Source organism: Cyclobacterium plantarum, assembly GCF_011290685.1.
Taxonomy (GTDB): Bacteria; Bacteroidota; Bacteroidia; order Cytophagales; family Cyclobacteriaceae; genus Cyclobacterium; species Cyclobacterium plantarum.
In genome coordinates this window covers 322,606-347,673 of record NZ_JAANYN010000003.1, presented here as the reverse complement: position 1 = coordinate 347,673, position 25,068 = coordinate 322,606, and the positions used below count along the sequence as shown (strand labels likewise).

At 43.6% G+C, this 25,068-nt stretch carries 13 protein-coding genes; 5 read left to right on the top strand and 8 right to left on the bottom strand.

Annotated elements, in window-relative coordinates; translation table 11 throughout:
* The 3 genes from G9Q97_RS09405 to G9Q97_RS09395 all read right to left on the bottom strand — a co-directional run bounded on the left by G9Q97_RS09405 (nt 1) and on the right by G9Q97_RS09395 (nt 7,898).
* Nucleotides 1-3,063 (bottom strand): efflux RND transporter permease subunit, encoded by a 3,063-nt coding sequence (locus G9Q97_RS09405; RefSeq protein WP_166146074.1) that lies wholly within the window; start codon nt 3,061-3,063, stop codon nt 1-3.
* A 6-nt stretch (nt 3,064-3,069) separates the two neighbouring features.
* Nucleotides 3,070-4,146, bottom strand: a complete 1,077-nt coding sequence (locus G9Q97_RS09400) for an efflux RND transporter periplasmic adaptor subunit (RefSeq protein ID WP_166146071.1) — start codon at nt 4,144-4,146, stop codon at nt 3,070-3,072.
* 380 nt (nt 4,147-4,526) lie between these two features.
* Nucleotides 4,527-7,898, bottom strand: coding sequence for a TonB-dependent receptor (locus G9Q97_RS09395; RefSeq protein ID WP_166146068.1), 3,372 nt, complete (start codon nt 7,896-7,898; stop codon nt 4,527-4,529).
* A gap of 421 nt (nt 7,899-8,319) precedes the next feature.
* Between G9Q97_RS09395 and G9Q97_RS09390 the strand changes: the two genes are divergently transcribed.
* Nucleotides 8,320-9,009, top strand: a complete 690-nt coding sequence (locus tag G9Q97_RS09390; RefSeq protein ID WP_166146065.1) for a lysoplasmalogenase — start codon at nt 8,320-8,322, stop codon at nt 9,007-9,009.
* A 203-nt stretch (nt 9,010-9,212) separates the two neighbouring features.
* On the opposite strand, the gene aspS is transcribed toward G9Q97_RS09390, so the two are convergent.
* On the bottom strand, nt 9,213-10,973 hold the full coding sequence (aspS, locus tag G9Q97_RS09385; RefSeq protein ID WP_166146062.1) for an aspartate--tRNA ligase: 1,761 nt from the start codon (nt 10,971-10,973) through the stop codon (nt 9,213-9,215).
* 234 nt (nt 10,974-11,207) lie between these two features.
* Between aspS and G9Q97_RS09380 the strand changes: the two genes are divergently transcribed.
* From G9Q97_RS09380 to G9Q97_RS09365, 4 genes are all read left to right on the top strand, one after another.
* Nucleotides 11,208-12,485 carry a M23 family metallopeptidase gene (locus G9Q97_RS09380; RefSeq protein WP_166146059.1) on the top strand — a complete coding sequence of 426 codons (1,278 nt, stop codon included), beginning with the start codon at nt 11,208-11,210 and terminating at the stop codon, nt 12,483-12,485.
* A gap of 565 nt (nt 12,486-13,050) precedes the next feature.
* A complete protein-coding gene (locus tag G9Q97_RS09375; RefSeq protein WP_166146056.1) occupies nt 13,051-16,335 on the top strand; it encodes a SusC/RagA family TonB-linked outer membrane protein in 3,285 nt (1,094 codons plus the stop codon).
* Between the two features lie 12 nt (nt 16,336-16,347).
* On the top strand, nt 16,348-17,976 hold the full coding sequence (locus tag G9Q97_RS09370; RefSeq protein WP_166146054.1) for a SusD/RagB family nutrient-binding outer membrane lipoprotein: 1,629 nt from the start codon (nt 16,348-16,350) through the stop codon (nt 17,974-17,976).
* A 28-nt stretch (nt 17,977-18,004) separates the two neighbouring features.
* Nucleotides 18,005-18,577, top strand: a complete 573-nt coding sequence (locus G9Q97_RS09365; RefSeq protein ID WP_166146051.1) for a hypothetical protein — start codon at nt 18,005-18,007, stop codon at nt 18,575-18,577.
* A 113-nt stretch (nt 18,578-18,690) separates the two neighbouring features.
* On the opposite strand, the gene G9Q97_RS09360 is transcribed toward G9Q97_RS09365, so the two are convergent.
* The 4 genes from G9Q97_RS09360 to G9Q97_RS09345 all read right to left on the bottom strand — a co-directional run bounded on the left by G9Q97_RS09360 (nt 18,691) and on the right by G9Q97_RS09345 (nt 24,969).
* Nucleotides 18,691-20,259, bottom strand: coding sequence for an amidase family protein (locus G9Q97_RS09360; RefSeq protein WP_246255554.1), 1,569 nt, complete (start codon nt 20,257-20,259; stop codon nt 18,691-18,693).
* Nucleotides 20,260-20,266: 7 nt separating this feature from the next.
* A complete protein-coding gene (locus G9Q97_RS09355; protein WP_166146048.1) occupies nt 20,267-22,021 on the bottom strand; it encodes an asparaginase domain-containing protein in 1,755 nt (584 codons plus the stop codon).
* Nucleotides 22,022-22,035: 14 nt separating this feature from the next.
* A complete protein-coding gene (locus G9Q97_RS09350) occupies nt 22,036-23,190 on the bottom strand; it encodes an acetamidase/formamidase family protein (RefSeq protein WP_246255553.1) in 1,155 nt (384 codons plus the stop codon).
* Nucleotides 23,191-23,385: 195 nt separating this feature from the next.
* Entirely contained in the window at nt 23,386-24,969 is a 1,584-nt protein-coding gene (locus G9Q97_RS09345; RefSeq protein WP_166146045.1) for an amidase, read from the bottom strand.
* Between the last annotated feature and the right edge of the window lie 99 nt (nt 24,970-25,068).

The window sequence follows — 25,068 nt, the reverse complement described above, 5'->3', positions numbered from 1 at the left end:
TTAGACTCTTGTCAATCTGCCTTTTTTAGATGTCAAATAAGAATAAATTCCAGGGATGACAAACAGCGTGAGGATGGTAGCCAAAAGCAGGCCTCCGATAACGGCCACACCCATGGGCACCCTTCCCTCGGACCCGGCTCCCAAAGCCAGGGCAATGGGCAGTATACCCAGGATTGTAGATAAGCTGGTCATCAGAATCGGCCTGAAACGGGCTGCGGCAGCGCCTTCAATAGCTTCGGAAATACTCATCCCGGTGGCTTTCCTCTGGTTGGCAAACTCAACTATCAGAATACCGTTTTTCGTGACCAAACCTATGAGCATGATGATTCCGATCTGGCTGAAAACATTGAGTGTAAAATCAAACAACCACAGAGAAAATAATGCCCCGAATATGGCCAAAGGAACCGTAAACATTATGGTAAGGGGATCCATAAAGCTTTCAAACTGTGCTGAAAGTACCAGATAAATCAATACCAATGCAAAAATGAAGGCAAAAACCAAACTACTCGAGCTGTCCCGGTATTCCTTGGACAACCCTGCCACATCAGTAGAATAGGTTTCATCCAAAACTTCGGCTGCTATTTTGTCCATTTCTTCCAGACCTGTACCCACTGTTTCTCCTGCCGCCAACTGAGCCTGCACGGTAGCACTTACAAAACGATTGAACCTGTAAAGTTGTGGCGGTGTACTCCTTTCAGAGATTCGGACCAGATTATCCATTTGGACCAACTGACCATCCTCTCCCCTCACATAAAGCATTCTCAGGTTAATGGGTTCATTTCTGTCCTCTAATCGCATTTCCCCAACCACCTGATATTGTTTTCCATTCATGATAAAATAATCAAATCGCTGTCCGGAATAACTCAACTGAAGGGTTCTGGCTATTTCCTGAACCGAAACACCAATATTTCGCGCTTTTTCTCTGTCAATCTCTACTTCAATTTCAGGCTTGGTGAATTTCAGGTTGACATCCGAAAAACTAAAGGCAGGATTTTGACCTACCCTTTCCATAAAGACAGGTATTATTTCCTTCAATTTTTCCAGTGTCTGTGCCTGAATAACATATTGAATGGGTAATCCGGCTCTCCTGTCCCCTATAGAAGGTTCCTGGGCTCCAAATGCCCTGACCGCTGTTTTGGTTTTCAGGTATTCAGAAACATCATCAAAAATCATTTGCTGTGACCTCTCCCTTTCTGAAGCATCTTTGAGAATCACCCTCACGAAACCTGAATTGGTACTGGCACTGCCAAAACCAGGGGAAGTTACAGAAATCAACCCGGCTCTTTCCGCATCGGGTACCAGTTTCATCAGATCCTCGGTCATTTCGTCTATGACCCTATCCATATAACCAAAGGTTGCTCCTTCAGGTCCTGCCAGGTTTATTCTAATTTGTCCCCTGTCCTCAAGAGGTGCCAATTCGGATGGAATGTCATTGAACAGGTAATAGGTGCCCATGCCCATAATGGCCAATAGAACAAATGAAACCCATTTTACTTTCATAAAACTGGATAAGGCCCCAGCATACAGGTCATTCAACCATAAAAAGAAAGGTTCGGTTTTGGTGTAGAGCCAATTTTTCTTTTCCCTTTTTTTCAGCAATTTGGAACTGAGCATGGGAGTCATGGTAAGTGCCACAAATGAGGAAATGATTACAGCCCCGGCTACTACCACGCCAAATTCTCTGAATAACCTACCTGTGGTGCCCGTAAGGAATATTACTGGCAAGAATACCGCTGCCAATGCCACCGTGGTAGCAATCACCGCGAAAAAAATTTCTTCAGCTCCCTTTTCAGCAGCCTTGTCTGGATCTTCTCCCCCTTCTATTTTGGTATAAATGTTTTCCAATACCACAATGGCATCATCCACCACCAATCCAATGGACAAAACTATGCCCAGCAAAGTAAGTACATTGATGGAAAAGCCGGCAAAGTACATGATAAAGAAAACCCCGATCAAACTGATGGGAATGGTAAGCACAGGGATAAAAGTAGTTCTCCAATCCCGCAAAAAGAGGAAGATGATCAAGACCACCAGGACAAACGCAAGCAGAATGGTTTCCTGTACCTCACTGATGGAACTTCTGATATATTTGGTCGTATCAAAACCTATTCCCAACTCAATATCCGGCGGCAAATCCTTTTGAATAAAATCCAACCTCCGGTAAAATTCATCCATAATTTCGATGCTATTGGAGCCTGGCAGCGGAACCAGCGCCACCCCTACCATGGGGACACCATCTCTTTTCAATACCGTTTTCTCGTTTAATGGAGCAAGTTCAGCATTGCCAATGTCCTGAAACCGGACCACATTGTTGGACTCTTCCTTTATGATGAGCCTGTTGAATTCATCCGGAGTACTCATCCTGCTTCTGGTCCTGACAGAAAGTTCTATGGATTGTCCTTCAATGCTCCCTGTAGGCAGTTCTACATTTTCACTTTGCACCCTTGTAAGCACATCGAGGGGAGTAATACCATAAGATGCCATCCTCAAGGGATCCATTCTCAACCTGATGGCATACTCTTTTTCTCCCCAAATCCGGATCTCACTTACACCGTCTATGGTTTGAAGCCGCTCCTTAAAAATATTCGTGGCAATATCGGATAAATCGAGCAGACTGCGCTGTTCACTTTGAACGTTAAGAAAAACTATGGGCTGGGTATCGGCATCTTGTTTGGTAACTATGGGAGGTTCAGCATCTATGGGAAGGTTCCGCTGAGCCCTGGACACCCTGTCCCTGACATCATTGGCTGCAGCCTCCATATCAGCCCCAACTTCAAATTCCACTGTAATACTGCTACCCCCATCGTTAGAGATGGACGTCAGGGATTTGATTCCCGATATGCCGTTGATCCCTTCTTCAAGGGGTTCGGTTATCTGTGCTTCTATTACATCTGCATTCGCACCTACATAAGTGGTTCTGACATTGACCACCGGAGGGTCCACGCTTGGGAATTCCCTTATGCCCAGAAAAGATATCCCGATGATCCCGAAGATCATGATGGTCAGGGACATTACTATGGACAATACCGGCCTTCGGATACTGATGGTGGATAAACTGGACATGAATGATCAATTAATTTGGTTGACGTTTACAGGCATACCTTCCCGGGCTTGCAATACTCCGGTAGTTAAAACCAGCTCTCCCGGAGCCAGACCATCTATGATTTGAACCCTGGTGTCCGAACGTTGACCAATTGTCACCTTTCTGGATTCTATTTTTCCTTCTTTGGCTACATATACCTTGTATCCCTCTAGTTCGGGGATCAGGGATTCCGAAGGGATCAGTATGGCATTGTCTATTTCGTTTAGCACCAACCTTACCCTTACAAACATTCCTGGCAAAAATTTCTTTTCCTTATTCGGACTCATTGCCCTTATTTTAAGGGTTCTGGTGGCCGCATCCACATTGGGCTCAATCGCATAAACCTTTCCTTCTGCCTCCTCAATGCTGTTATTTGCTCTAAAATGAATGATAGAACCTTCTTTGATTTCATTTGCGTACCTTTCCGGAATAGAAAATTCGATCTTAATGGGGTCAACATTAACTATACTGGCAATAACATCAGAAGTACCGATAACACTTCCTTCGGAAACCTGCCTGAATCCCAGTTCCCCATCAAATGGCGCACGAATGACCATTTTGTCAAGTTGTGCCTCTATCAGCCTCAGGTCGGCAAGATTGGTATTGTATTGATTTAGGACTATGTCGTATTCTTCCTGACTGATGGCTTCTCTGGCCAACAATTCCTTTTGTCTGTTCTCCTGGCTCTCGTACAATTTTTTGGTAAAAGTCAGTCTTTCCCGCTGGGCATCCAATTCCTCATCATTGAGGTAGAGCAATGGTGTTCCTTTTCTCACAAACTGACCTTCATCGAAAGCAACTTTTTCCACCAATCCGGCTACTTCGGGCCTTAGGGTAACAATTTCATTTGGAATCAAAGAGCCTGTGATGTTGAGGTTATTTTCTAACTTTTCTTGTTTGAGTTCCACCACATTCACGGGCAAACTGGGTTGGGCTCCCCCATTTTGTGAAGTGGTGGCTTTTTCCTCCCCACCAGTTAAAATATCCATCCTGGGGTAAAAAAATATAACACTTATCACCAACACGATGATAAGTATCAAAATAATTTTGGTCTGTTTTTTCATTCCTGTCTCAATACGTAAATAATTCCCAAAATCCAGCAATTCCGGATCGCTATATTAAATAAGTGGCTTTCACTTGAAATGTTTTTTAATTTAATTTTAAAAAGTTCTTTTTGACTTACAAATAAACAAATACGTCCGGGTTTTAAATCCATTTGTAACAAAATAAATCATGTTTTTTAAAGAAAGGAAACAATAAAATATAAAAGGTGATACCCAGCCACCAATGGCATATTCATGATAAAAAAAAGAGATTTCTGGTTGATTTGAAACCTGATTTTTTAAAATTAAAATAAAAATCATCAATCATATGCATTTTTTTAGCGCAATAAAAAAAAGCCACCCTTCGGGAAAGGATGGCTTTAGTAGTTCGATTTCTATAATTAGAATATGTATCTCAATCCTACCTGCATGCTCCAGGTAGTACTTGTAGTGGTGATGTTTCTGAAGGGAGTGGTGGGCAGGATGGTTTCTCCATTTTCAGTAACCGTATTCATCCTAAAAGTAGAAGGACCATCTTGTTGCACATCAACAGGAACCAACAAATTCTGGGCATTATTGAGCGTCTTGGCCAGCCCCCAATCAGAATTCAATAAATTTCCCACGTTCAACACATCCAAACTGATTTGAAGGGTGTTTTTCCTATTCCCCAAATCTGTAAACAAATCCTGAAGTATACGAACGTCCATCCTGCTGAGCCAGGGAAGTAGGTTGGCATTCCTATCAGCGTAGTCTCCTCTTTTTGAGCTTAAGTGGGAATCATTATCCACGTATTGATTGAAAGCTGCCAACTGCTCTGCCGCAGTAAATTGGACAACTCCGTTATCGTCGACGATATCCGTGAAATTTATTTCGTTATTGTTGGCAGGAACATATAATAAATCAGAATTGATGCCATCGTTATTGATATCATTCAGGTACCTGTAACTAAATCTACCCTGGTGAGAACCACTGTAGAACAAGGACAAGGTAGTGGATGCATGGTTCAAGTAAGTAAACTGGTATGACAAACTACCTACAACCCTGTGTGGCACCGCGAAAAATGAAGGGTACAACAACTGCTGATTCGGATTATTGATATTTGGTCCTGCAAAGGCAGAATTTGCGGAAGACCCTGGATTACTGGACACTTCATCTGCATAGGTATAGGTATATGCAAGGGAACCAAAGAACCCATTTCCCGCATTTACATTCGCACTAAAGGTGGCGTTGAAAATATTTCCCTTTTCTTCCGTATTGGAAAGGATAAATACATTATTGGCACCTACAGCAGGGTTGAACCGGGGAGCACCATCAGGGTAAAATTCCCTGTTGTCGTTACCATTGTTCATGAACTCAGTTGCTTCAGCCCTATTGGCAAGAAACTGGTAAACCGCATTCACGTCTCTGGTATACATCAAATCTGTTGTCAGGGTAATGGGCAAGGTTGGCATTTCATAATCCAGGCCAAGACTGGTTCTCCAAACACTTGGCATTTTGAATTCGTCATCCACCAGGGCAATAGTACCAGGCACTCCGCCTTCAGCACTGGTCAGAAACACATCCTCTGCTCCGGCAGGAGGATTGTTTGGCCAATAATATTGGTCGGGATTAAAGGTGATACCATCGATCCAGCCTTCTACCTGGTCATAGCCATTGGGTTCCACATTGTTTTGGTATCCACCTGCTCCAGAAGGCATATTGGTAAACCAAACAAATGGGATGTTTCCAAAAAATATACCCGTACCACCGCGGAGCTTGAGCATGCCATCTCCTGTAATATCGTAATTGAAGCCCACTCTAGGGCTGAGGTTAAGCCTGGACTTGGGCCACTCCCCGGAAGTATAATTTTTACTCCCTCCATCTATAGACCGGAATTCCAACGCATCTATCTCGGGATTGGTAGTCAGATCGTTTAAAAATAAAGGTAGTTCTCCCCGCAATCCAACCGTCAAATCCAGTTTCTGGTTGACATTTATTTTATCCTGAATGTAAAGCCCTCCAGTTCCCAAGGTAATACCACCATAAGTGTCTGCACCTTCATAAGGGTACGTTATACCGAACATTATGGGAGAAACTTCATTGGGAGTCCCGGTACTCAAAAAATCCTCAACGGATGCATACCTATAATAAGATGCGCCGATCCTCAAAAACTGGTTGCCAAAATTTTGGGATTCAAATGCTGCACCAGCCGTAATTTCGTGTTTTCCAGCGATGTAGGTAAGGTTATTGACAAAATTGAAATTATTGTTAATAACATCATTGCCAAAGGTGAAGGGATCATAACCTGCAGTGATATAATTGCTTCCACCGTCTGGTAAGCCGGTATTCGGATTGGTCCCTACACCAGACCAGATATCAATTGTAGGAAACACCCTGTCACTGAATGAAGATCGGGTGGTCTGAATTTTTGAATAGGATCCGATAAACTGATTGGATAGCCTTGGTGAAAAGTAACTGCTCAATTCGACTGCATAGGAATCTACTATATCGTCAAATCCATACTGAGTGGATTCAAAAGCAATGGACTGGTCACTGACCCTGTTGGTAGCCGACCTGGGTCTGGGGCCAGAGGATCCATTGACCAATGAGGATCTGCTACCACGTACATTACTGAACCTGGCGGATAATTTATGTTTATCGTTGATATTCCAATCCAATCTGGCAAATAAGGAAAGGCTCTCATCTCCGGCATCATTGGCATAACCCTGGTACCTTCCCGGATCGTAACCCCATTGGTCAATCAAATGCTGTCTTACAGCAATCAAATCCGATTCCCTGGTTCTGGAAATATTTTGATCCGGAACAGCTATCCCATCTTGAGAAGGCCTCCACAAATTGACCGCATTGGGGTTGGTTCCTTCATTTCTGGTTTGCTCGGCATTTACAAAAAAGAAAAGCTTGTTTTCAATAATTGGTCCCCCAAGTCGAAAACCAAGAATGCGGGTGGAAGCCTGGTCTTGTTCATCTAATTCGAGATCACCAACTCTCCTGCCATTAAAATCCTGGTTCCTGAAAAACCCGAATGCCGAGCCTTTGAATGTATTGGTACCACTTCGGGTGATCGCATTCACCCCTGCTCCGGTAAATCCACTTTGTCTCACGTCAAACGGAGCAATATTTACCGTAATTTCTTCAATGGCATCCAGGGAAATGGGTTGGGACCTCCCACCGGGAAGCAACCCATCACTAAGACCAAATCCATTATTGAAATTCGCTCCATCTATCTGAACATTGTTATACCTGCCATCTCTACCTGCAAAACTGTTCCCATTGGATTGGGGAGTCAGCCGGGTAAAGTCAGTTAAACTTCTTTGGATGGTCGGAAGCGAGTTAACCTGTTCATTACTTATATTGGTAGCTGCACCAGTCCGGGAAGAACTGAAATCACTGGACCTTATGGCTGTAACCACCACCTCTGACAGATCTGCACTTTCGTCCATAAGGACAACATTCAGGGCATAAGGCTCACCTAATCTCAAGGTGATGTCCGTATAAGACTGAGACCTGAAACCCACAAAACTAATTTGAACGGAATAGGGTCCGCCGGTTCGTAGGTTAGGTAAAGTAAACCTGCCCTCAATATTTGTAACTGTTCCGTAGCGGGTACCTGATGGCTCATGCACCGCTACAACATTTGCTCCGGGAAGCGTTTCGCCCTCTCCGTCAGTGACGATACCCTGAAGGAAACTCGTTGTCACCTGCGATTGGACAGCTCCCACCGCAAATACGAATAACAGGGTAACCAATAGAAATTTTTGTAGTATTTGCCTCATTTTTAACAATTAATTGGTAGAATTAAATAACTTTAATTTAGGTATAAGGTTATCTGGGCAGGTACAAAGGTAAGCCTATATGGAGACTATTTTTTTGACGAATTGTTATGTTTTCAATTTATACCGTAAAAATAGTTAACAAATTCTTAATTTTAGAAATTAGAAGTAAATTTTTTAAAGGGCTACAAATACATCCTTAAAAAGTCTTTTTATACTGAGATTTAAAAAAACACGCTACAAATGTTCTAAATCCGCTTTTTTCATGATCTGTCTTCCCTTATTTGTCAAATTCATTCCCGGAAAGATTTTCTTAAAATTGGCAGGGCAAAAAAAATCATGCAACCAATCATTGATTTGAATTTTTACTGTTAAAGTCTTTATCTTATGGATTCAAAAAAAATCCCCATCGAAAACGAATAAAATGTACAAAAAAGGAATTGTCTGGTTGTATCTATTCTTACTATCTGCTTTGGCAGACATGGCTTTGATCATCCATGCAGTGCCCAATTACAGGATATTTTCCAAACCATTGATAGTGGCGGCCCTGCTGGGCTATTTCCTTTATTCTACGAAACTTATCAAAGGAAGTCTTTTAAGAATAAGTGTGGCTGTGGCCTTATTTTCATCCATTGTAGGCGATATTTTACTTTTATACCCACATTTATTCCTGTATGGTTTAGGAGCTTTTTTTATGACACACATCTGCTATATTGTTGCATTTAAGCTTACCCAAAACCATACTTTCAATCCGTTGAAAGTAAATTTCATCAAAATGTTTTTATACAACTTGCCCATCTACATTCTTGCAGCCTTTGTCTACTTTTTGATACAAAAACAACTTTTTGATTTGAAAATTCCTGTGGTGATTTATCTATTGGCCATAGTCATGATGCTTACCATTGCCAGAGAAAGATATGGCAGAACCAATAATTCCAGTTTTTGGCAAGTGTTTTTGGGGGCTTCCCTCTTTTTTATATCCAACGGCCTTCAGGCCATGGACAAGTTTTTTTTCCCTATACCTGATGGGAAAATATTGATCATGGGATCATATGTCCTCGCCCAACTATTAATTGTCATGGGCATCAGAAGCCATTTGCTACAATTTAAATGACCTTCCAGGTAGGTTAAATGAAATATGCATCGCCTAACTGCGCCACCGCGCACAGGTATTACGAAGTAAAACTGTTTTACAATCAGTCCCTAAGCTTCCCGATCTTGAAATCGGGAAGCCCAGGGACTGATTTTGCTGAAGTTTCAGCTTTTCCTGTAGTCCCGACAGGCAATTAGGATTCCTAATGCTTAATAAGTTTTTATTTACAGTTCTTTCTTCTCCCTGATGGCTATGGACAGCTCTTCCAGTTGGCTTTCGGAAACCGGGCTTGGGGAATTGATCATTACATCTCTTCCTGCATTATTTTTTGGAAAAGCGATGTAATCCCTGATAGAATCACTACCTCCAAATATGGCGCAGAGCCTGTCAAAACCAAAGGCAATACCACCATGAGGCGGTGCTCCATATTCAAAGGCCTCCATCAGAAAACCAAATTGGGACTGAGCTTCAGCTTCGGTAAAGCCCAAATGTCTGAACATTAGTTGTTGGGTTGCCTTATCGTGGATACGAATAGAGCCTCCGCCTATTTCTACTCCGTTGATTACCAGGTCGTATGCATTGGCCCTAACTTTTCCGGGATCGGCATCCAGCAAGGGAATGTCCTCCTTTTTCGGGGAGGTAAAAGGATGGTGCATGGCATGAAACCTGGCAGTTTCTTCATCCCACTCCAGCAGTGGAAAATCCAATACCCAAAGTGGCTTGTAGGTGAATCTGTCTCTCAAACCCAGGTCTTCTCCCATCTTCAGCCGGAGTTCGGAAAGTTGTTTCCTGGTAGCATTCAGCTCTCCGGACAAAACCAAAATCAAGTCCCCTGCTGCGGCCCCTGCTTTATCCGCCCAGGCTTTCAGGTCCTCCTGGGTATAAAATTTATCCACCGAGGATTTAAAAGTACCATCTTCATTGCACTTTACATATACCAAACCCCTGGCACCAATCTGAGGTCTTTTTACCCAATCCGTTAAGGCGTCAATTTGTTTTCTGGTGTATCCAGCAGCACCAGTGGCACAAATGCCCACCACCAATTCGGCATTGTCAAAAACATTGAATCCTTTTCCCTGTGCCAGATCCGTCAATTCAAAAAAGGGCATGCCGAATCTTACATCAGGTTTATCGTTGCCATACAGCCTCATCGCATCCGCATAGGTCATGCGGGGAACTTCTTCCAATTCCACTCCTTTTACTTCCCGAAACAAATGCCTGATCATTCCTTCAAAAATTTCCAAAATATCCTCCTGCTCCACAAAGGACATCTCACAATCTATCTGTGTAAATTCAGGTTGGCGGTCTGCCCTGAGATCTTCATCCCTGAAACATTTGACAATCTGAAAATAACGGTCAAAACCACTGACCATCAACAGTTGCTTGAAAGTTTGTGGTGATTGTGGCAGGGCATAAAATTCACCGGAATGAATCCTGCTGGGCACTACGAAGTCCCGGGCACCTTCAGGCGTAGATTTGATCAATACAGGTGTTTCCACCTCCATGAAGTTCTTTGCATCCATGTATTTCCGGGTTTCCTGCATCATTTTATGCCTCAGGTGCAATTTTTCGCGGATCACATTTCTCCTCAAATCCAAATACCTGTACTTCATCCGCAAATCTTCCCCACCATCTGTATCGTCTTCGATAATAAAAGGAGGCACCTTTGCCTTATTCAATACTTTCAAACCATTAACCCGTATCTCTATATCTCCTGTTGGGATCCTGTCATTCTTGGCTGTACGTTCAATTACAGTACCTTCTGCCTGCACCACAAACTCCCTGCCTAGTGAACCCGCCTCTTTGAGCAAGGGAGCAGCCACTTCCCCCTCTTCAAATATCAATTGGGTGATGCCATACCTATCTCTCAAATCTACCCAAACAAGCCCCCCTTTATTTCTTACCCTTTGGACCCATCCGGCCAGGGTTACTGTTTTATTTAAATCCTCCAGACGCAGCTCTCCACAAGTATGTGTTCTATGCATAAAATTTAATGTTTGTTTGCAATTAATCGCCAAAGATAATCATTCAAAAGAGAGATTGCTATTTTAGCTTGAAGATAAAGCAATAGACAGGACTTTTTATCCGTTGAAACATGCACATGCTTCATGTATGTTTATCCAAAAAGCGTATCTTTAGGAAGAAAAGTAAATTTCAATTGTAATTTATCTGGAAAATTGACTTATTTTGCATAACATTTATTATTTAAACTTGATTTTATGAAAAAATTTTGGACATACAGTGGAATCCTCTTGATTATCGGGATGGTATTTTGGGTAGTTGAAAGGAAAGAAAATTCACCAGTAGAAAAAGAAGAGCCCGAGCTGGCAATTGTTGAAGAGGTTATTCCCGTTGAAGAGAATTTACTTTATGGCATCAACGTGGATGAACTGGATATTACAGAAGGGATAGTCAAAAGAAATCAAACCTTGTCCGCTATATTGGCACCTTTCAATGTGCCTTATCAAATCATCGATGAAATTGCCAAAAAATCATCCGAGATTTTTGATGTGCGAAAGATTGCTTTCAACAAAAAATACACGGTGCTCACTCCTAAAGATTCTTTAAAAGCCCAGTTTTTTATTTATGAGCCCAATCAAACCGAATTCGTAGTTTTCAAACTGGATCAACCAGAAATTTACAAGGAAAGTAAGCCAATGGAGATCAAGGACAGGGAAATCGGTGGCACCATCACTTCTTCACTGTATGTCAACATGGTCGGCCTGGGCCTTACCCCTGATTTAATTGACCAGTTTGCGGATTTGTACGGTTGGGTAGTTGATTTTCAGCGACTCCAAAAAGGGGATAAATTCAAAGTAGTATTCAAGGAACAGTTGGTGGAAAACCAAACAGTAGGCATAGAGGATATTGAGGCTGCTTATTTCGAACATATGGGACAGGGATACCATGCCATACCTTTTGAGCAAAACGGGATTGTTTCATATTTTGATCAGGAAGGCAATAGTTTGAAAAAAGCATTTCTCAGGGATCCGCTGAAGTTTACCAGAATCAGTTCCAGGTATAGTTTAAGCCGTTTTCACCCGGTACAAAAAAGGTACAAGGCTCATCTGGGTACAGATTATGCTGCTCCAAGAGGTACAGAGATCCGATCCGTGGGTGATGGCACCGTGTTGGAAGCTGGCTATAGCGGAGGCAACGGCAATTATGTTAAAATCAAACACAACGGCACCTACTCTACCCAATACCTGCACATGTCAAAAATCGGCAAAGGCATCAAAAGAGGCACCCGGGTGAAACAAGGACAGGTAATCGGATATGTGGGAAGCACCGGACTGGCCACCGGACCTCACCTTTGTTTCAGATTCTGGAAGCACGGCAAACAAGTTGATTGGCTAAGAGAGGACATCCCCCCCGCCGAACCTATTGCGAAGGAAAACCTGACAGCATTTGAAAAGGTGAAAATGGAAAAATTGGCACAGCTGGATAGCGTCTCTTATTCAGAAAACGTGGAATTACTCACAAGCTTGGATGATTAATTAAAAGTGGTCTAATTTAAGACCACTTTTTTATAATAATGCTATCTTCAACCATTTTTGAGTTAATTATTGGAGAAGCCTTATTTTTAACTTTTTCATTATCATGTGACATTATTTTTACGTTTTTTATTGAATTAAATTCCATTATTGCTAATTTTTGAATTCAACCCCATTTTTTATAATTATTTCGTAAATATTGACTTAACATCTATTTTATTCTAACCATAATTTAAGCTGTTGGATGGGTTTTTCTACTTCCTAAAAAACAAAGGTTTCCCAGGCGACAACATGGGGGTGCGTACAGGATTATTCTTTTTTATTTTATTTTTTTATCATTTTCATTCTATTAATCTTCAAAAATTAATAATCATAATTTTTTATTCGGGCAGTAAAGCTGATAATGACATTTAGCATGTATTGAAAGGCTATTTAATGGCTAAATTTGTAAATACCTGTTTATCATATATTTATAACCATTATTCATTCATTTGCTTCAGATTGCATCCTAATATGATTGATATTTTTTAACATTAGGTAAATTTCAATTTCCACTAACAACTAAAACATGAGAAAGAATTTACCAATAATTTTATTATTGGGTCTTTTTGTGCAATTTTCTTTTGCACAGACCCAGGAGATTAGCGGAACGGTGGTTTCCGCAGAAGACAATGCCCCAATCCCCGGGGTTAGCATATTGGTCAAAGGTGCCAATATCGGTACCGTTACTGATTTGGACGGAAAGTACGCTTTAGACGTACCACAGGGAAACGGAACCCTGGTCTTCTCCTTTATCGGAATGGCTACCAGTGAAATCAACATCGGTGGCAGGTCTGTCATTGATTTATCAATGTCCCCAAATGTAAATGCGCTGAATGAAGTGGTCGTAACCGCCATAGGAATAGAGCGGGAAAAGAAAGCTTTAGGTTATGCGGTTTCGGAAGTGGACTCCGACGAAATTACCCAAAGATCAGAACCTGATGTAATCCGTGCACTAAGCGGAAAAGTGGCAGGTGTGTTGATCCAGGGTTCCGGCGGAGTCACCGGGGGAAATACCAATATCACCATAAGGGGTAGTTCCTCCCTGACCGGTAACAACCAACCTCTTTTTGTAGTGGATGGAATTCCTTTTGACAATTCAACTCAGGGCTATACGGACCAGGGTGGAAACAGCGTTGCCAACCGGGCATTTGATATCGACCCCAATAACGTAGCCTCCATGACCGTCTTGAAGGGTGCTGCGGCGGCAGCTTTGTATGGGTCCAGAGCTCAAAACGGAGTTGTCATTATCACTACCAAAAGCGGTAGCGGTGCTTCCAAAAAAGGCATGGAAGTAAATTACAGTACTTCTTTTGGCATAGAAGAGGTTGCCAAACTTCCTGATTACCAAAATGAGTATGGACAAGGGGGTAATGGAAATGTCTATATTGAGAATTATTTTGGTTCTTTCGGAGCACCCTACACGGCCTATGATTCGGTCCCCCACCCTTATACCAACCCTGCACTGGGACCATATTTAAACTCTCCTTCTTACCAAAACGTAGCTACCAGAGGAGACAATGTACTTTACCAGCCATTTACCGACAAATACCGTAATTTTTTCAACAACGGCAAATTACAGGAACATGCCATTTCGGTTCAATCCGGAGGAGAGAAAACAAATCTCTCCGCAGGTTTATCATGGATGGATAACACGGGTATCATTCCCAATTCATCTGTGAACAGGATATCTGCCAATGTAGGCGGAAATGCAACATTGGACAACGGGTTGAAATTGAGTGCAGGACTGAATTACGTCAGCACGGTACAAACTAACCCAGCCCTGGGTAGTGGGAATTTCGGAGGATTCAACCAGTCGGCTTCGCAGTTAGTCTTGTGGGCACCAACCAGTTTTGATTTGGATGGCTATCCTTATCAAAGAGACGAAGATGGAGGAGCCATGTATTACCGAACTGCGAACAACCCCTATTGGGTAGCCGACAATTCAATGAATGAAAGCAATGTGGATCGGTATTTCGGCAATATCAAGCTAGGATACGATATTACCGATTGGATGAATATTGGTTATCAACTGGGATTCAATGCCTACACGGATAGGAGGTTTTTCATGATGGAGCCCGGTGGCTTCGGATCCGCCATAGAACAATCCGGCTTCATGCGCCGCTCCACCTATTACAATGCAGAATTGGATGGAAACTTACTGATCAATATCAATAAGGCCCTGAATGATGGTTTCTATTTGCGCACCATAACCGGCTGGAATATCAACCAAAGAACCAATACCACCAGCCAGTTTGGCGGAAATGGAATCATTGAAAGGGGAATCCAGTCCTTTTCCAATACATCGTCACAATTTATCATTGAAGACCGGTTTGTCAGAAGGCGTTTTGCAGGTTTGTTCACGGATATTTCCCTGGCCTATCAGGAGTGGGCGTTTGTTAATGTGACAGCCAGAAATGACTGGTCTTCCACTCTACCGGAAGACAGCAGGAGCTACTTCTATCCCGGAATCAGCACATCCATCATTTTAAGTGATGCCCTGTCGCTGAATAGCAACTTTCTGGATTATGCCAAAATCCGGGCAGGAGTCGGGCAGGTGGGTAATGATGCAGATCCCTACCTGACCACCAATAATTTTCTTTTGAACCAACCAGTAAACGGGTCCGGAGGAGCCACCCAGTTTCCATTCAACAATCAATTTGGAACCATTAACGGCTCTGCAATCAACAGTAACCGGGGAAATCCCATTTTGAAACCTGAACTTACTACAGAAACAGAAGTGGGTGCCGAACTCCTTTTCCTGAAACAACGCATAGGCCTGGACCTTACGTATTACAACAGAACCACAGAAAACGGTATCACCGCCATCGATGTGCCCCCCTCAAGCGGATCCGCAACACAGGTGGTCAATATCGGTAAAGTAAGGAACAGGGGGATAGAAATCGGCCTTAACCTGAAAGTTCTGGAAAGACCCAATGGGTTAAACTGGAATATTTTTACTGCCTTTACCCGAAACAGAAATGAGGTACTTGAACTACAGGAAGGGGTAGACCAAATCGTGTTGACCAGCAATGCAGGTAGCAGCGAGATTGTCCAGATTGCCCACCGTAATGGTCAACCCTTTGGTGTTTTGATCGGGAGAAAAGCCATCCGGGACGCTGAAGGTAATTTGCTGATCGATGGTCTTCCCGGAACTACATACGGCAAATACTTAGACAACCCGGAACCACAGATCATCGGAGATCCGAATCCCGACTTTGTGGTAGGCATCACCAATGATTTCTCTTACAAAGGTTTGTCCTTAGCTGTGGTACTGGATTGGGTACAGGGAGGAGATCTTTACTCCAAATCCAACCGGGAGATCGTAGGTAGGGGCCTGACCCATGACTCCGGTGACCGTATGGTTTCCAGAATAATGCCTGGTTACATAGCGGCAAGAAACGAGGATGGCAGTCTGGTCAGGGATGAAAATGGCAATTACCAGGCAGCGGTAGATGCCAACGGAAATAAAATCAGAAATAAAATCAACATCACCAATTTCAACTGGTGGTACGACAGGGGAGGCTTTGGATGGAATGCTGCAGAGGAATTTCACACCTTTGATGCCACCGTTCTCCGATTAAGGGAAGTAGCCCTAAATTATAACTTCCCATCCAGATGGCTGGAAAAAACTCCCTTTGGCACAGCCAGGGTGGGCGTATCCGGAAGAAACCTGTGGTTTATCACCCCCAATATGCATGAGGGCTTAAATCTTGACCCTGAGACCAGTTCATTCCCAGGCCTGAGAGGTATTGACTTTATTGGTGTTCCCTCGGCACGGAGATACAGCATGAACTTATCCTTCACCTTTTAAAATTCCCTGAAAATGTTGAAATTAAATTTTAAATACAATATCGTCCTTTCCCTGATAATTGGTAGCAGCCTGCTGCTGAATTCCTGCAGTGAGGATCTGCTGGACATCAATCAGGACCCCAATACATCCACTCAACTGGCCTTGCCAAACACGCTGGCCTTTGCCCAGGTATCACTTGTGTCCAACCTTCTGGATGATCCCAATACCAATGCAGGTTCCTTCAGCAGGATGTGGTATACCACTGCAATCAGGAACTACGAACAAAACCAGGGCACTTACAGCAATTCATGGGTGAACCTGTACTCCAGACCTTTGGCTAACCTGCAGGCCATTTTGGATGGTGCCCAGGAGGATGAGTCCGGGTATAAGGGAATCGCCCGGCTGCTGAAAGCCTATACTTTCAGTTTATTGGTAGATCTATATGGTGACGTGCCCTATTTTGAGGCCTTGAACCCAGAAATTACCTTTCCGGAAATAGATCAGGGAGAGGAAATTTACGCAGATCTTTTCCTGCAGGTAGATCAGGCCATACAGGAACTCAATGCGTCTTCAGAAATGATTCAGGGAGATATGATTTATGGAGGCGACAAAGATAAATGGATCAAAATGGGTAATTCCCTAAAATTGAAAATGTATGCCCAAACCAGAAAAGAAAACTCCATAAATTCAGTGCAAGGATTTACCCAGATGCTGAATAGTGAATTGATTAACGGATTGGCAGATGATTTTCAATTGAAGTATGGATCTGAGCAAACCCCAAACCAAAACCGGCATCCCCTTCATGTAAACCATTACAACCAGGCTACTGCCTATTGGATGGACAACTGGACCATGGCAAACCTGTTGAATGATGGCACCATCAGTGCGGTAACCGGGCAAAGGGTTTCTTACCGGAATGTGCAGGATCCCAGATTGAGGTATTACATTTTCCGTCAGGTACCCGGTGATGGGGGAGGATCCGTGGTTACTTGTGCGGGGGGAGGTTGTCCTATCGGCTTAATTGGAAACGGTTACCTGGGACGAGATGCAGGTGATCCTTCGGCTTTTTCCAATGAAGGAGCCCTTATCGCAACTTTTGGTGTGTATCCCATAGCCGGCCTTGTGGATACAGATCAACCCAAAACTGTATCCGCTTCTGATGGTAGTGGGCGAGGGATTTTCCCCATGCTTACCTCTTTTATGATCAAGTTTTTGCATGCGGAGATGGCCCTGACCACCTCGGTTGAAGGGGATCCCCTGACCCTGTTAAGAGAAGGGATTACGCAGTCCATGGAAAAAGTAAGGAATTTTGGTGCAACAGAAATGCCAGCCATCTCGGGAAGTGACTATGAAATGACAGATGAGGCCATAGCAGCATATATTGCAGATGTATCCGCCCAATACGAGGCAGCAGAAACCGAGTCGGAAAAGCTGAATATCATTATAACGGAATATCAGTTGGCCCTTTGGGGCAACGGAATAGAAGCCTATAACAATTACAGGCGCACAGGCTTTCCGGATTTTGCAGAGACCTCTCCGGTAATGGGAAATCCTCCCTATCCGCAAAGGTTTATTATACCCGTTTCTGAGCTGGAAACCAACCCTGCCCTATCCGATTATTCCCCAGATCCATTTGAGCCGGTATTCTGGAGCCAGCCCTGATTGTCTATCCACTAAAATTCAAAGCAAAATGAATATTAAATCATATACCTTAATACTATCCGCAACCCTTGTCCTATTGTTTACCGGTTGCATCGAAGAAGATTCCATCAAGGAGCCCGATTATGAAGTGGGCATCATTGCCAGGGCCAGCATTGCGCCTGGAAAATACTGGTTTAACATCAATGATCTGGCCAGTTCTGAGGTATCCTTTGACCTCAGCTACGAAGGTTTTGACGTACACACTGCTTCTTCCATCGAATTATTTCTTAGCAGGGGCTCCGGCCAGGTTTCTTTGGGAACCTATACCGACTTTCCTTCCACCATTACCATGACCGGGGAAGAAGCCTATGCCTATTTCGGGGAGACCCCCGCCACCATTATGGCATCAGGTATTTCCAGAGATGAATTTCGGATTACCTATGAAATCACCACAAGTGAGGGAGAAACCTTTTCCGAATATGGACAATATTACAATTATAATCCTTCTCTGGATGGGCGTTTTACCGGACGGTATGCCCAATATTACACCAATTTACCGGGCTTTGGCACCCTGGTCTTGGATGTAAGGCCACCGAATCCACAAAATCCGAATGAGGAGTAGAAAAAGAAAATTCACAACTCTTTAAAATGCTAAAACCACAAAACCAGCCCAAGAAATTTGGGCTGGTTTTTTTGATATATATTATTTTTTAAGCAATCCAGAAGTAAGGTATCTTACTTTGAAGTTAATTCATCGAAACCCTCAGGTGCTCTACGGTGGTTGGTTTGCTGCTCATAACCATACGCGATACCAAAAAGCAATCCTTCGCTATATGGCCTACCCAGAAGTTGAAACCCTGCCGGATATTTATCATAGGAATATCCCATAGGTACTGCAATAGCCGGAAATCCAGTTGGTGGCGAAAGTTTGCCACTGGTATCCCCCCTGGGACCATTGAGATCTCCAATCAACCTGGGAGGATAAGTGAAAGAAGGATATATAAGTGCATCCAGATTTAAACTGTCCATAACTGCCAAAATCCGATCCCGAAGGGTTTGTCTTAGTGCCATATTTTTATCCCAATCGGGATGGTCTTCCGGTACATCCACATCCCCCTGTGCATCAAGTAACCTCTTTTCCAAATAGGGATGGTATTCCTCAGAATCAATGATATCCTGGAGCGTTTTAAACCTGGAACTATCCCCCAGGCTGGCAAGATAGGCATTATAGTCTCGTTTGAGCTGGCGGATACGGGTGCCCGACTCATTTAAAGAGTCTAGATCATCAATCTTCACACTATCGATTAAAATAGCACCTCCCTGGTTTAAATCTTCCAGGGCCTTCAACATAAGCGCATAAACACTGCTATCAGAATCGTTTTCGGGGAAGAGTTGATGCAGCACACCAATTCTTTTTCCCTTTAGGGCATCAGGATCAAGAAAGGAGATATAGGATTCCTCCCTGGATACTATACTGGCCTCTGTGACGGGATCAGCTTCGTCATATCCCGCAATGACGTTGAATACCCTTACTGCATCTTCTACGGTTCTGGCCATTGGACCGCCCACATCATTGGTAAGGGCAAGTGGAACTATTCCATCTCTGCTGGTTAACCCCATAGTGGACCTTATCCCAACCAATGCCTGATGCGCCGAAGGACCTCTAATAGAACTGCCGGTATCCGTCCCCAAACCCACGACTGCCAGACTTGCAGCTATGGAGGCAGCGGTACCACCACTGGATCCTGCAGTTGTTCTACGGGTATCATAGGGATTACGTGAATATCCAGGCAACACTGAACTCACCGAAAACTCCCCACTAGAAGCAAATTCGGCCAAATTTGACTTGGCTATGATGATGGCACCAGCCTCCCTTAATTTTTTGATTTGAAATGCATCATCCGGAGGATAAGAATCCTTGAGAGCCAGTGTACCATTACTGGTAGGCATTCCAAAATAGTCGTAGTTATCTTTGACGATGATGGGAATACCATGTAGAGGACCTACCATTCCACTTTCGGCGTAGATACTGTCCAGGTACCTTGCTGTAGCCATTGCCTCAGGATTGATTATAATGATGGAGTTGATAGAGGGCCCTTGTTTATCGTAAGCTTCAATTCTGTCCAGATATCCCTGGACCAAATATGCTGCGGTAAGACCTCCATTTTCCATAGCTTCATGAATACCGGCTATTGTGGCCTCTACAAGAGGAAAATCAGCAGATTTTTCTTCCTGTGAAGCACAAGCATTCAGAACCAGCATTCCAATCAATGAAATCTGTATTGTCTTTTTTGTAAGTAGCATTATCTTCTTAGTGGGTGTGAAAAACTTCCTGATACAATTTGATCTTGGCTTTGATGGCCTCCAATTCTTTCGCCGTTGGATTTAACGGATCCTTTGCAGGTGGATAAGTTCCATATCGAAGGATACAAGCCATTAAAAGGACTCTGCCTTTGGTGGATGTGGTATTGTGGCCCTCGATAAACAAATTATCGGGATCAGTATTCATAAACCCATCTGCATTACCTCTAGCTGCTTTAAGTACTGGATATCCATGCAGTGCAGCTAATTCTAAGGCTGCATCCATTGGTGCTATCATGGAGCCATAAGGGGCCATTCCCTCTCCAACAAAACCAGCTAGCGGATATTTTTTTAGATTGTCGTTTATTCTGGCAAGAATATCTATTTCACCAGAGGGGTCATCACTGCCATCATCTTCCGTTTTCCAACGGGCACTTTTGAAGATCGAAACCATCGGCATGGACTCAGGAATCAGCTTGCCCCCGGCATCTTTTACCGCAACCTCAACATTTGCAATGGAACCTGCTTCTGAAACCGATATACCTGGAACAGTTTTGGGAATTCTAGTGAAGTTTACTTCCGAAAGGTGAGTATGCTTCCTCAAAGGAAGAAATGTCAATTTAGGTCCATAGCCCATGGATCCTATAATACCGCCATAACCTCCTGTGGTCACATATCCTCCTGGCCTTGCATCTCCCTTTTGTACTTCCCGGGAAGAAAATATTATTTGATCCTGGATCATCACTGAACCGACCCGGGTTATCCCGTTTTCATCCGCCCATACTCCGGAAGAAATGTAATTGATACCGTCGATAATGTTCTGATCTCCATCGGCACTCACCAGTCCACGCATCCGTTGCGCAGCATTAAATACCAGTGGGGCTTTCGAATCGATAAGTAAACCCATCCAATAGGAAGTATTTTCAATACTGGGGCTTCCCTCAAGCCAGATAGAGCCATCGTACTCACCTGAAGCCATTACCTCCTGCACCATGTTGGTAGCTTTTGCCAATTGCATCCGGTTTTGAGAGGCACCGTAGGGGCCATAAGTGAAAAAGTCCTTACCCAACGTTTCAGGTGGAATATCCCCATCACCAGTATCGGTTCGATCTTCAGCTGGCAAACCTTTGGTATATCCCCCTGCCGGAGCCGGTCTGTAGAAGTCATAGTCGGCAACCCCATAAATATTACCGCCGTTTCGCTCAATCTCTTCGAAAATTCTGGAGGCATTGGGGTAGAATGTTTGTCTGGACGCTGAAAACGGTGCTCCTGGATACGCAGCCGTGGCATCCCAGGGTTTGCCGTCGGCCTGAACTGCCATGTACGGCAAGGGGTATAGACCATCTTCTGGCCTTAATTCAACCTTTAAGACGGGTTTGTCCGAGGGAGATTTCCTGGTTTTCCGGAATTTCCCATTTTCATCAACATAGCCGTCAGGCTCCCCATACAATTCCTTGACGTCGCTTTCCAGGGGATGGGCGGTAAACATCTCAATGTATAAGGTTACGGGAGCTGCTATCTTTTGATAGTACAATCGATCAAAAGGCATCGTTTCGCCCTCATCGTTTGTCAATAATGATAGTTCGTTCTGCTCTCTGGCTTTATTACTGGTGATTAGTGGATGACTATTTTGAATCGTTGCAGTAGGGCCTGAAAAAATAGCTATACGAGGCTTTTCCTGGGCATTGCCTACCTTGAAAGAAAACACCAAAAGAAGAAAGAAAACGAATTTAGGTGAAATCGGAAATTGGTTGGTGGTTGTCATATTATAAGTGCGTTTTAAGAGGAGTACCAATAATCAAATTTTTTGTTGGTGAAGATGGACTTAGGTATCATTCCGTGTACTCCCTCAGTGCGATCAACGACTTGCGTAACCTCGAAATCAACTGCGGTACTGGATATTGACATTGCTTCCTCATAGGTGAAGCCGAGTTTTTCATGAATGAAGACTACGGATTGCTGAAGTGCCTGCTTCATTGCCTCGTCCAAATCAGGGTTTAGCCCAAAAACAATGAAATGATCCGGCGTTTCGGCTACAGGCATCTGGATGGACTTTTTGTGAATAATGAACTCGGCCACCAATATCATAGACGTTTCTATGGCCGTACCACTCACCTCTCCATTTCCTTGTGCTCCATGAGCATCTCCGGTAGTGAAAAGTCCGCCTTCTACAGACACCGGCAAGGTGAGTGAGGTGCCTTTGACCAAATGCTTCAAATCCAGGTTGCCTCCAAAAAAATCGGGTGGAATAGAGCTTACGCGTCCCGTTTCAGGTGGAGGCGAAAGCGCCATTACTCCCATAAACGGTTTCAATGGAATTTCTACCCCGGGAAGAAATTCTGCACTGGTTCTTTTTTTATTGTATTTATAAACAAAGCTTTCCTGGTTTTTGATTTCCAAGGGAACATCATCTCTGCTGCCAGGCCTTACGTGATTTACCCCATAGTCACTTCTCAGCCGTACATCATGAATGCGGATCTCAATACTATCACCGGGCATTGCGCCTTCAATATAAACAGGCCCGGTGAGCATATGCCCCCTAATTCCGGAGGGCTCTGGGGGGACATTATTTATGATATCAATAAGCTCTTTTGCATGGTCATCTAAAGGCAGGTTATTTTCTTTGAAAAAAGCTTCCGGGTCTTCCCTCGAAACTCCAGAGGTACTAATCGAATGGATCTCTACGATTTCACCTTCTTTTACGGAGATTTTCGCCGGAACATCAGCCCCAAAATAACCCCAGACCATATTTTCAGGAAATGAACGAAGGACCTTATCCGGTTTGATTTTCTTTAAGGTATTGACACCATTTTTAACTGGTGAGTCTGCAAGGTCTTTGCCCAGTACCATACCTGGTAATCCGGTAAGGGCAAGAGCACCACCGTAGAGCGATTTTTCTAAAAACCCTCTTCTTGAATTCTTTTTAATTTCCATATGATATTATTTTTTATTTGCTTGTCGGGTAAATGAAATTTATCAAAAGGCCTGAAGCCCCTTAGGTCAAACCGGTAATAGCATCATCCTATTCCTAGTGGAATAATTCTTTTCCCCAGGAAAGAACTATGGTCGATTTTTTTTAAGTGGTATTTCAGCCGATTTTTATTTTGATAAGCCTGGACAGAAAAGCTTTTAAATCATTGGTTTTCTCCAGCCTCCGGATCTGCTTTCGAGATATTGGGCAACTGCCAATGAAACATCCTCTCTCCACGGATGAGCCACACATTGTACTCCTACGGGTAAAGCCCCGTTTGAATCTGCCCTTACCACGGTTACAGGCCATCCTGTCGTATTGTAAGGTCCACAGTAGCTTGCCCCAGGTTTGCTACTGGTCCATTCACTGCCAATACCCTGGTCGATCTCTTCTGCTGGAGTGGCAGTAGTAGGACAAAGAATCACATCATATTTTTGAAACCACTGAAGCATCCTTGATCTATTTTTATCCTGAAGCGTTAAAAGTTCCGAATAGCGATCTGCTGAGATTGGATTTCCATTGTCTAGTCTATTTTGAATGGATTCACTAAGGGTTTTGCTTCCATGCAAATCACCAGCCCTTTTAAGAAATGCCCAACCATCTCCGGCAACCAACTCTCTTCTGATTTCACCAAGCTCGGTAAAAATTTCCAATGGCATATCCTCGTTGACTTCTGCTCCAGCTTCTTCCATCCATTTGGCTGCTTGCCTGATGGTATTTTGGGTCTCCTCCGCAGTATCCGCAATAAGGTTGGAGGGATAAAAGGCGACTTTAAGCTTTTTGATATCAATTAGCGCAGGATCGGGCCAGGGCATGGGTACTACAGCTGCGTCCATACCGTCCGGACCACTCATCAGTGGCGTAAGCATAATCAGGTCTTCGACCCTGCGAGCCATAGGGCCAGGCTGTTGCCAGGAATCAAATACTCCTCCATAATCTACAATATGACCGGTGCGGGGACATCTCACGCTTGTAGGTTTGAGTCCGGCTATTCCATTTGTGCTGGAAGGCAACCTAACACTACCTCCCCAGTCTGTTCCAATGTCAAAACCCGAGCCGCCTGCAGCTACAATAGAACCCGCTCCTCCGCTACTTCCAGATGTACCTCTTGTAAGGTCGTACGGGTTTTTACTAAGTCCGTAAATAATATTACCCGTGGTACGTACCCCTCGCATACCACCTCCTGCAAGGGTAAATTCCGGTGTATTGGTTTTTCCTATCAATATGGCCCCATTGTTTCTCATTCTGGCGAGCACAGTAGCATCTTTTTTACCAACGTAATCGATTCTGCCAAGTGTGCCACCTGTACTGATTACACCCTCAGCTTCGAAAGAGTCTTTAAGGGTCATGGGAACACCGTGGAGTGGCCCCATTAATTGTTTTTTCTTTAATGCGGCGTCGGCTGCTTTGGCTTCATCCATGGCCCGGTCAAAACACTGCATCACTACTGCATTGAGGTGATAATTAACATCTTCAATGCGATCGATATAGGCTTGTGTCAGTTCCACTGATGAAACTTTTTTGGTCCTGATCATCTCTGAAAGCTTTACCGCTGACATATAGATTAAATCATCTGTCTTGTCTTTTGAAGCAAGATATTGAGTAGAAGAGGGCTTTAAGCTGGCGGCCGTTAGGTTAGAAGTTGAAAAAGTCATTGCCGTGGCGCTGCCAGCACCAATCAATGACAAAAATTTTCTCCTTGACTGAATACTTCCGGCTTGCTTTAATATATTCTTTTTCATTTGGTGACGTTTTTAATATTTTATAATCTATTGAATTCTAATGAAGTAGATCTTGAAAATTCACCTTTACTTTTTTTTAAGTACAAATGCCGAATTGCG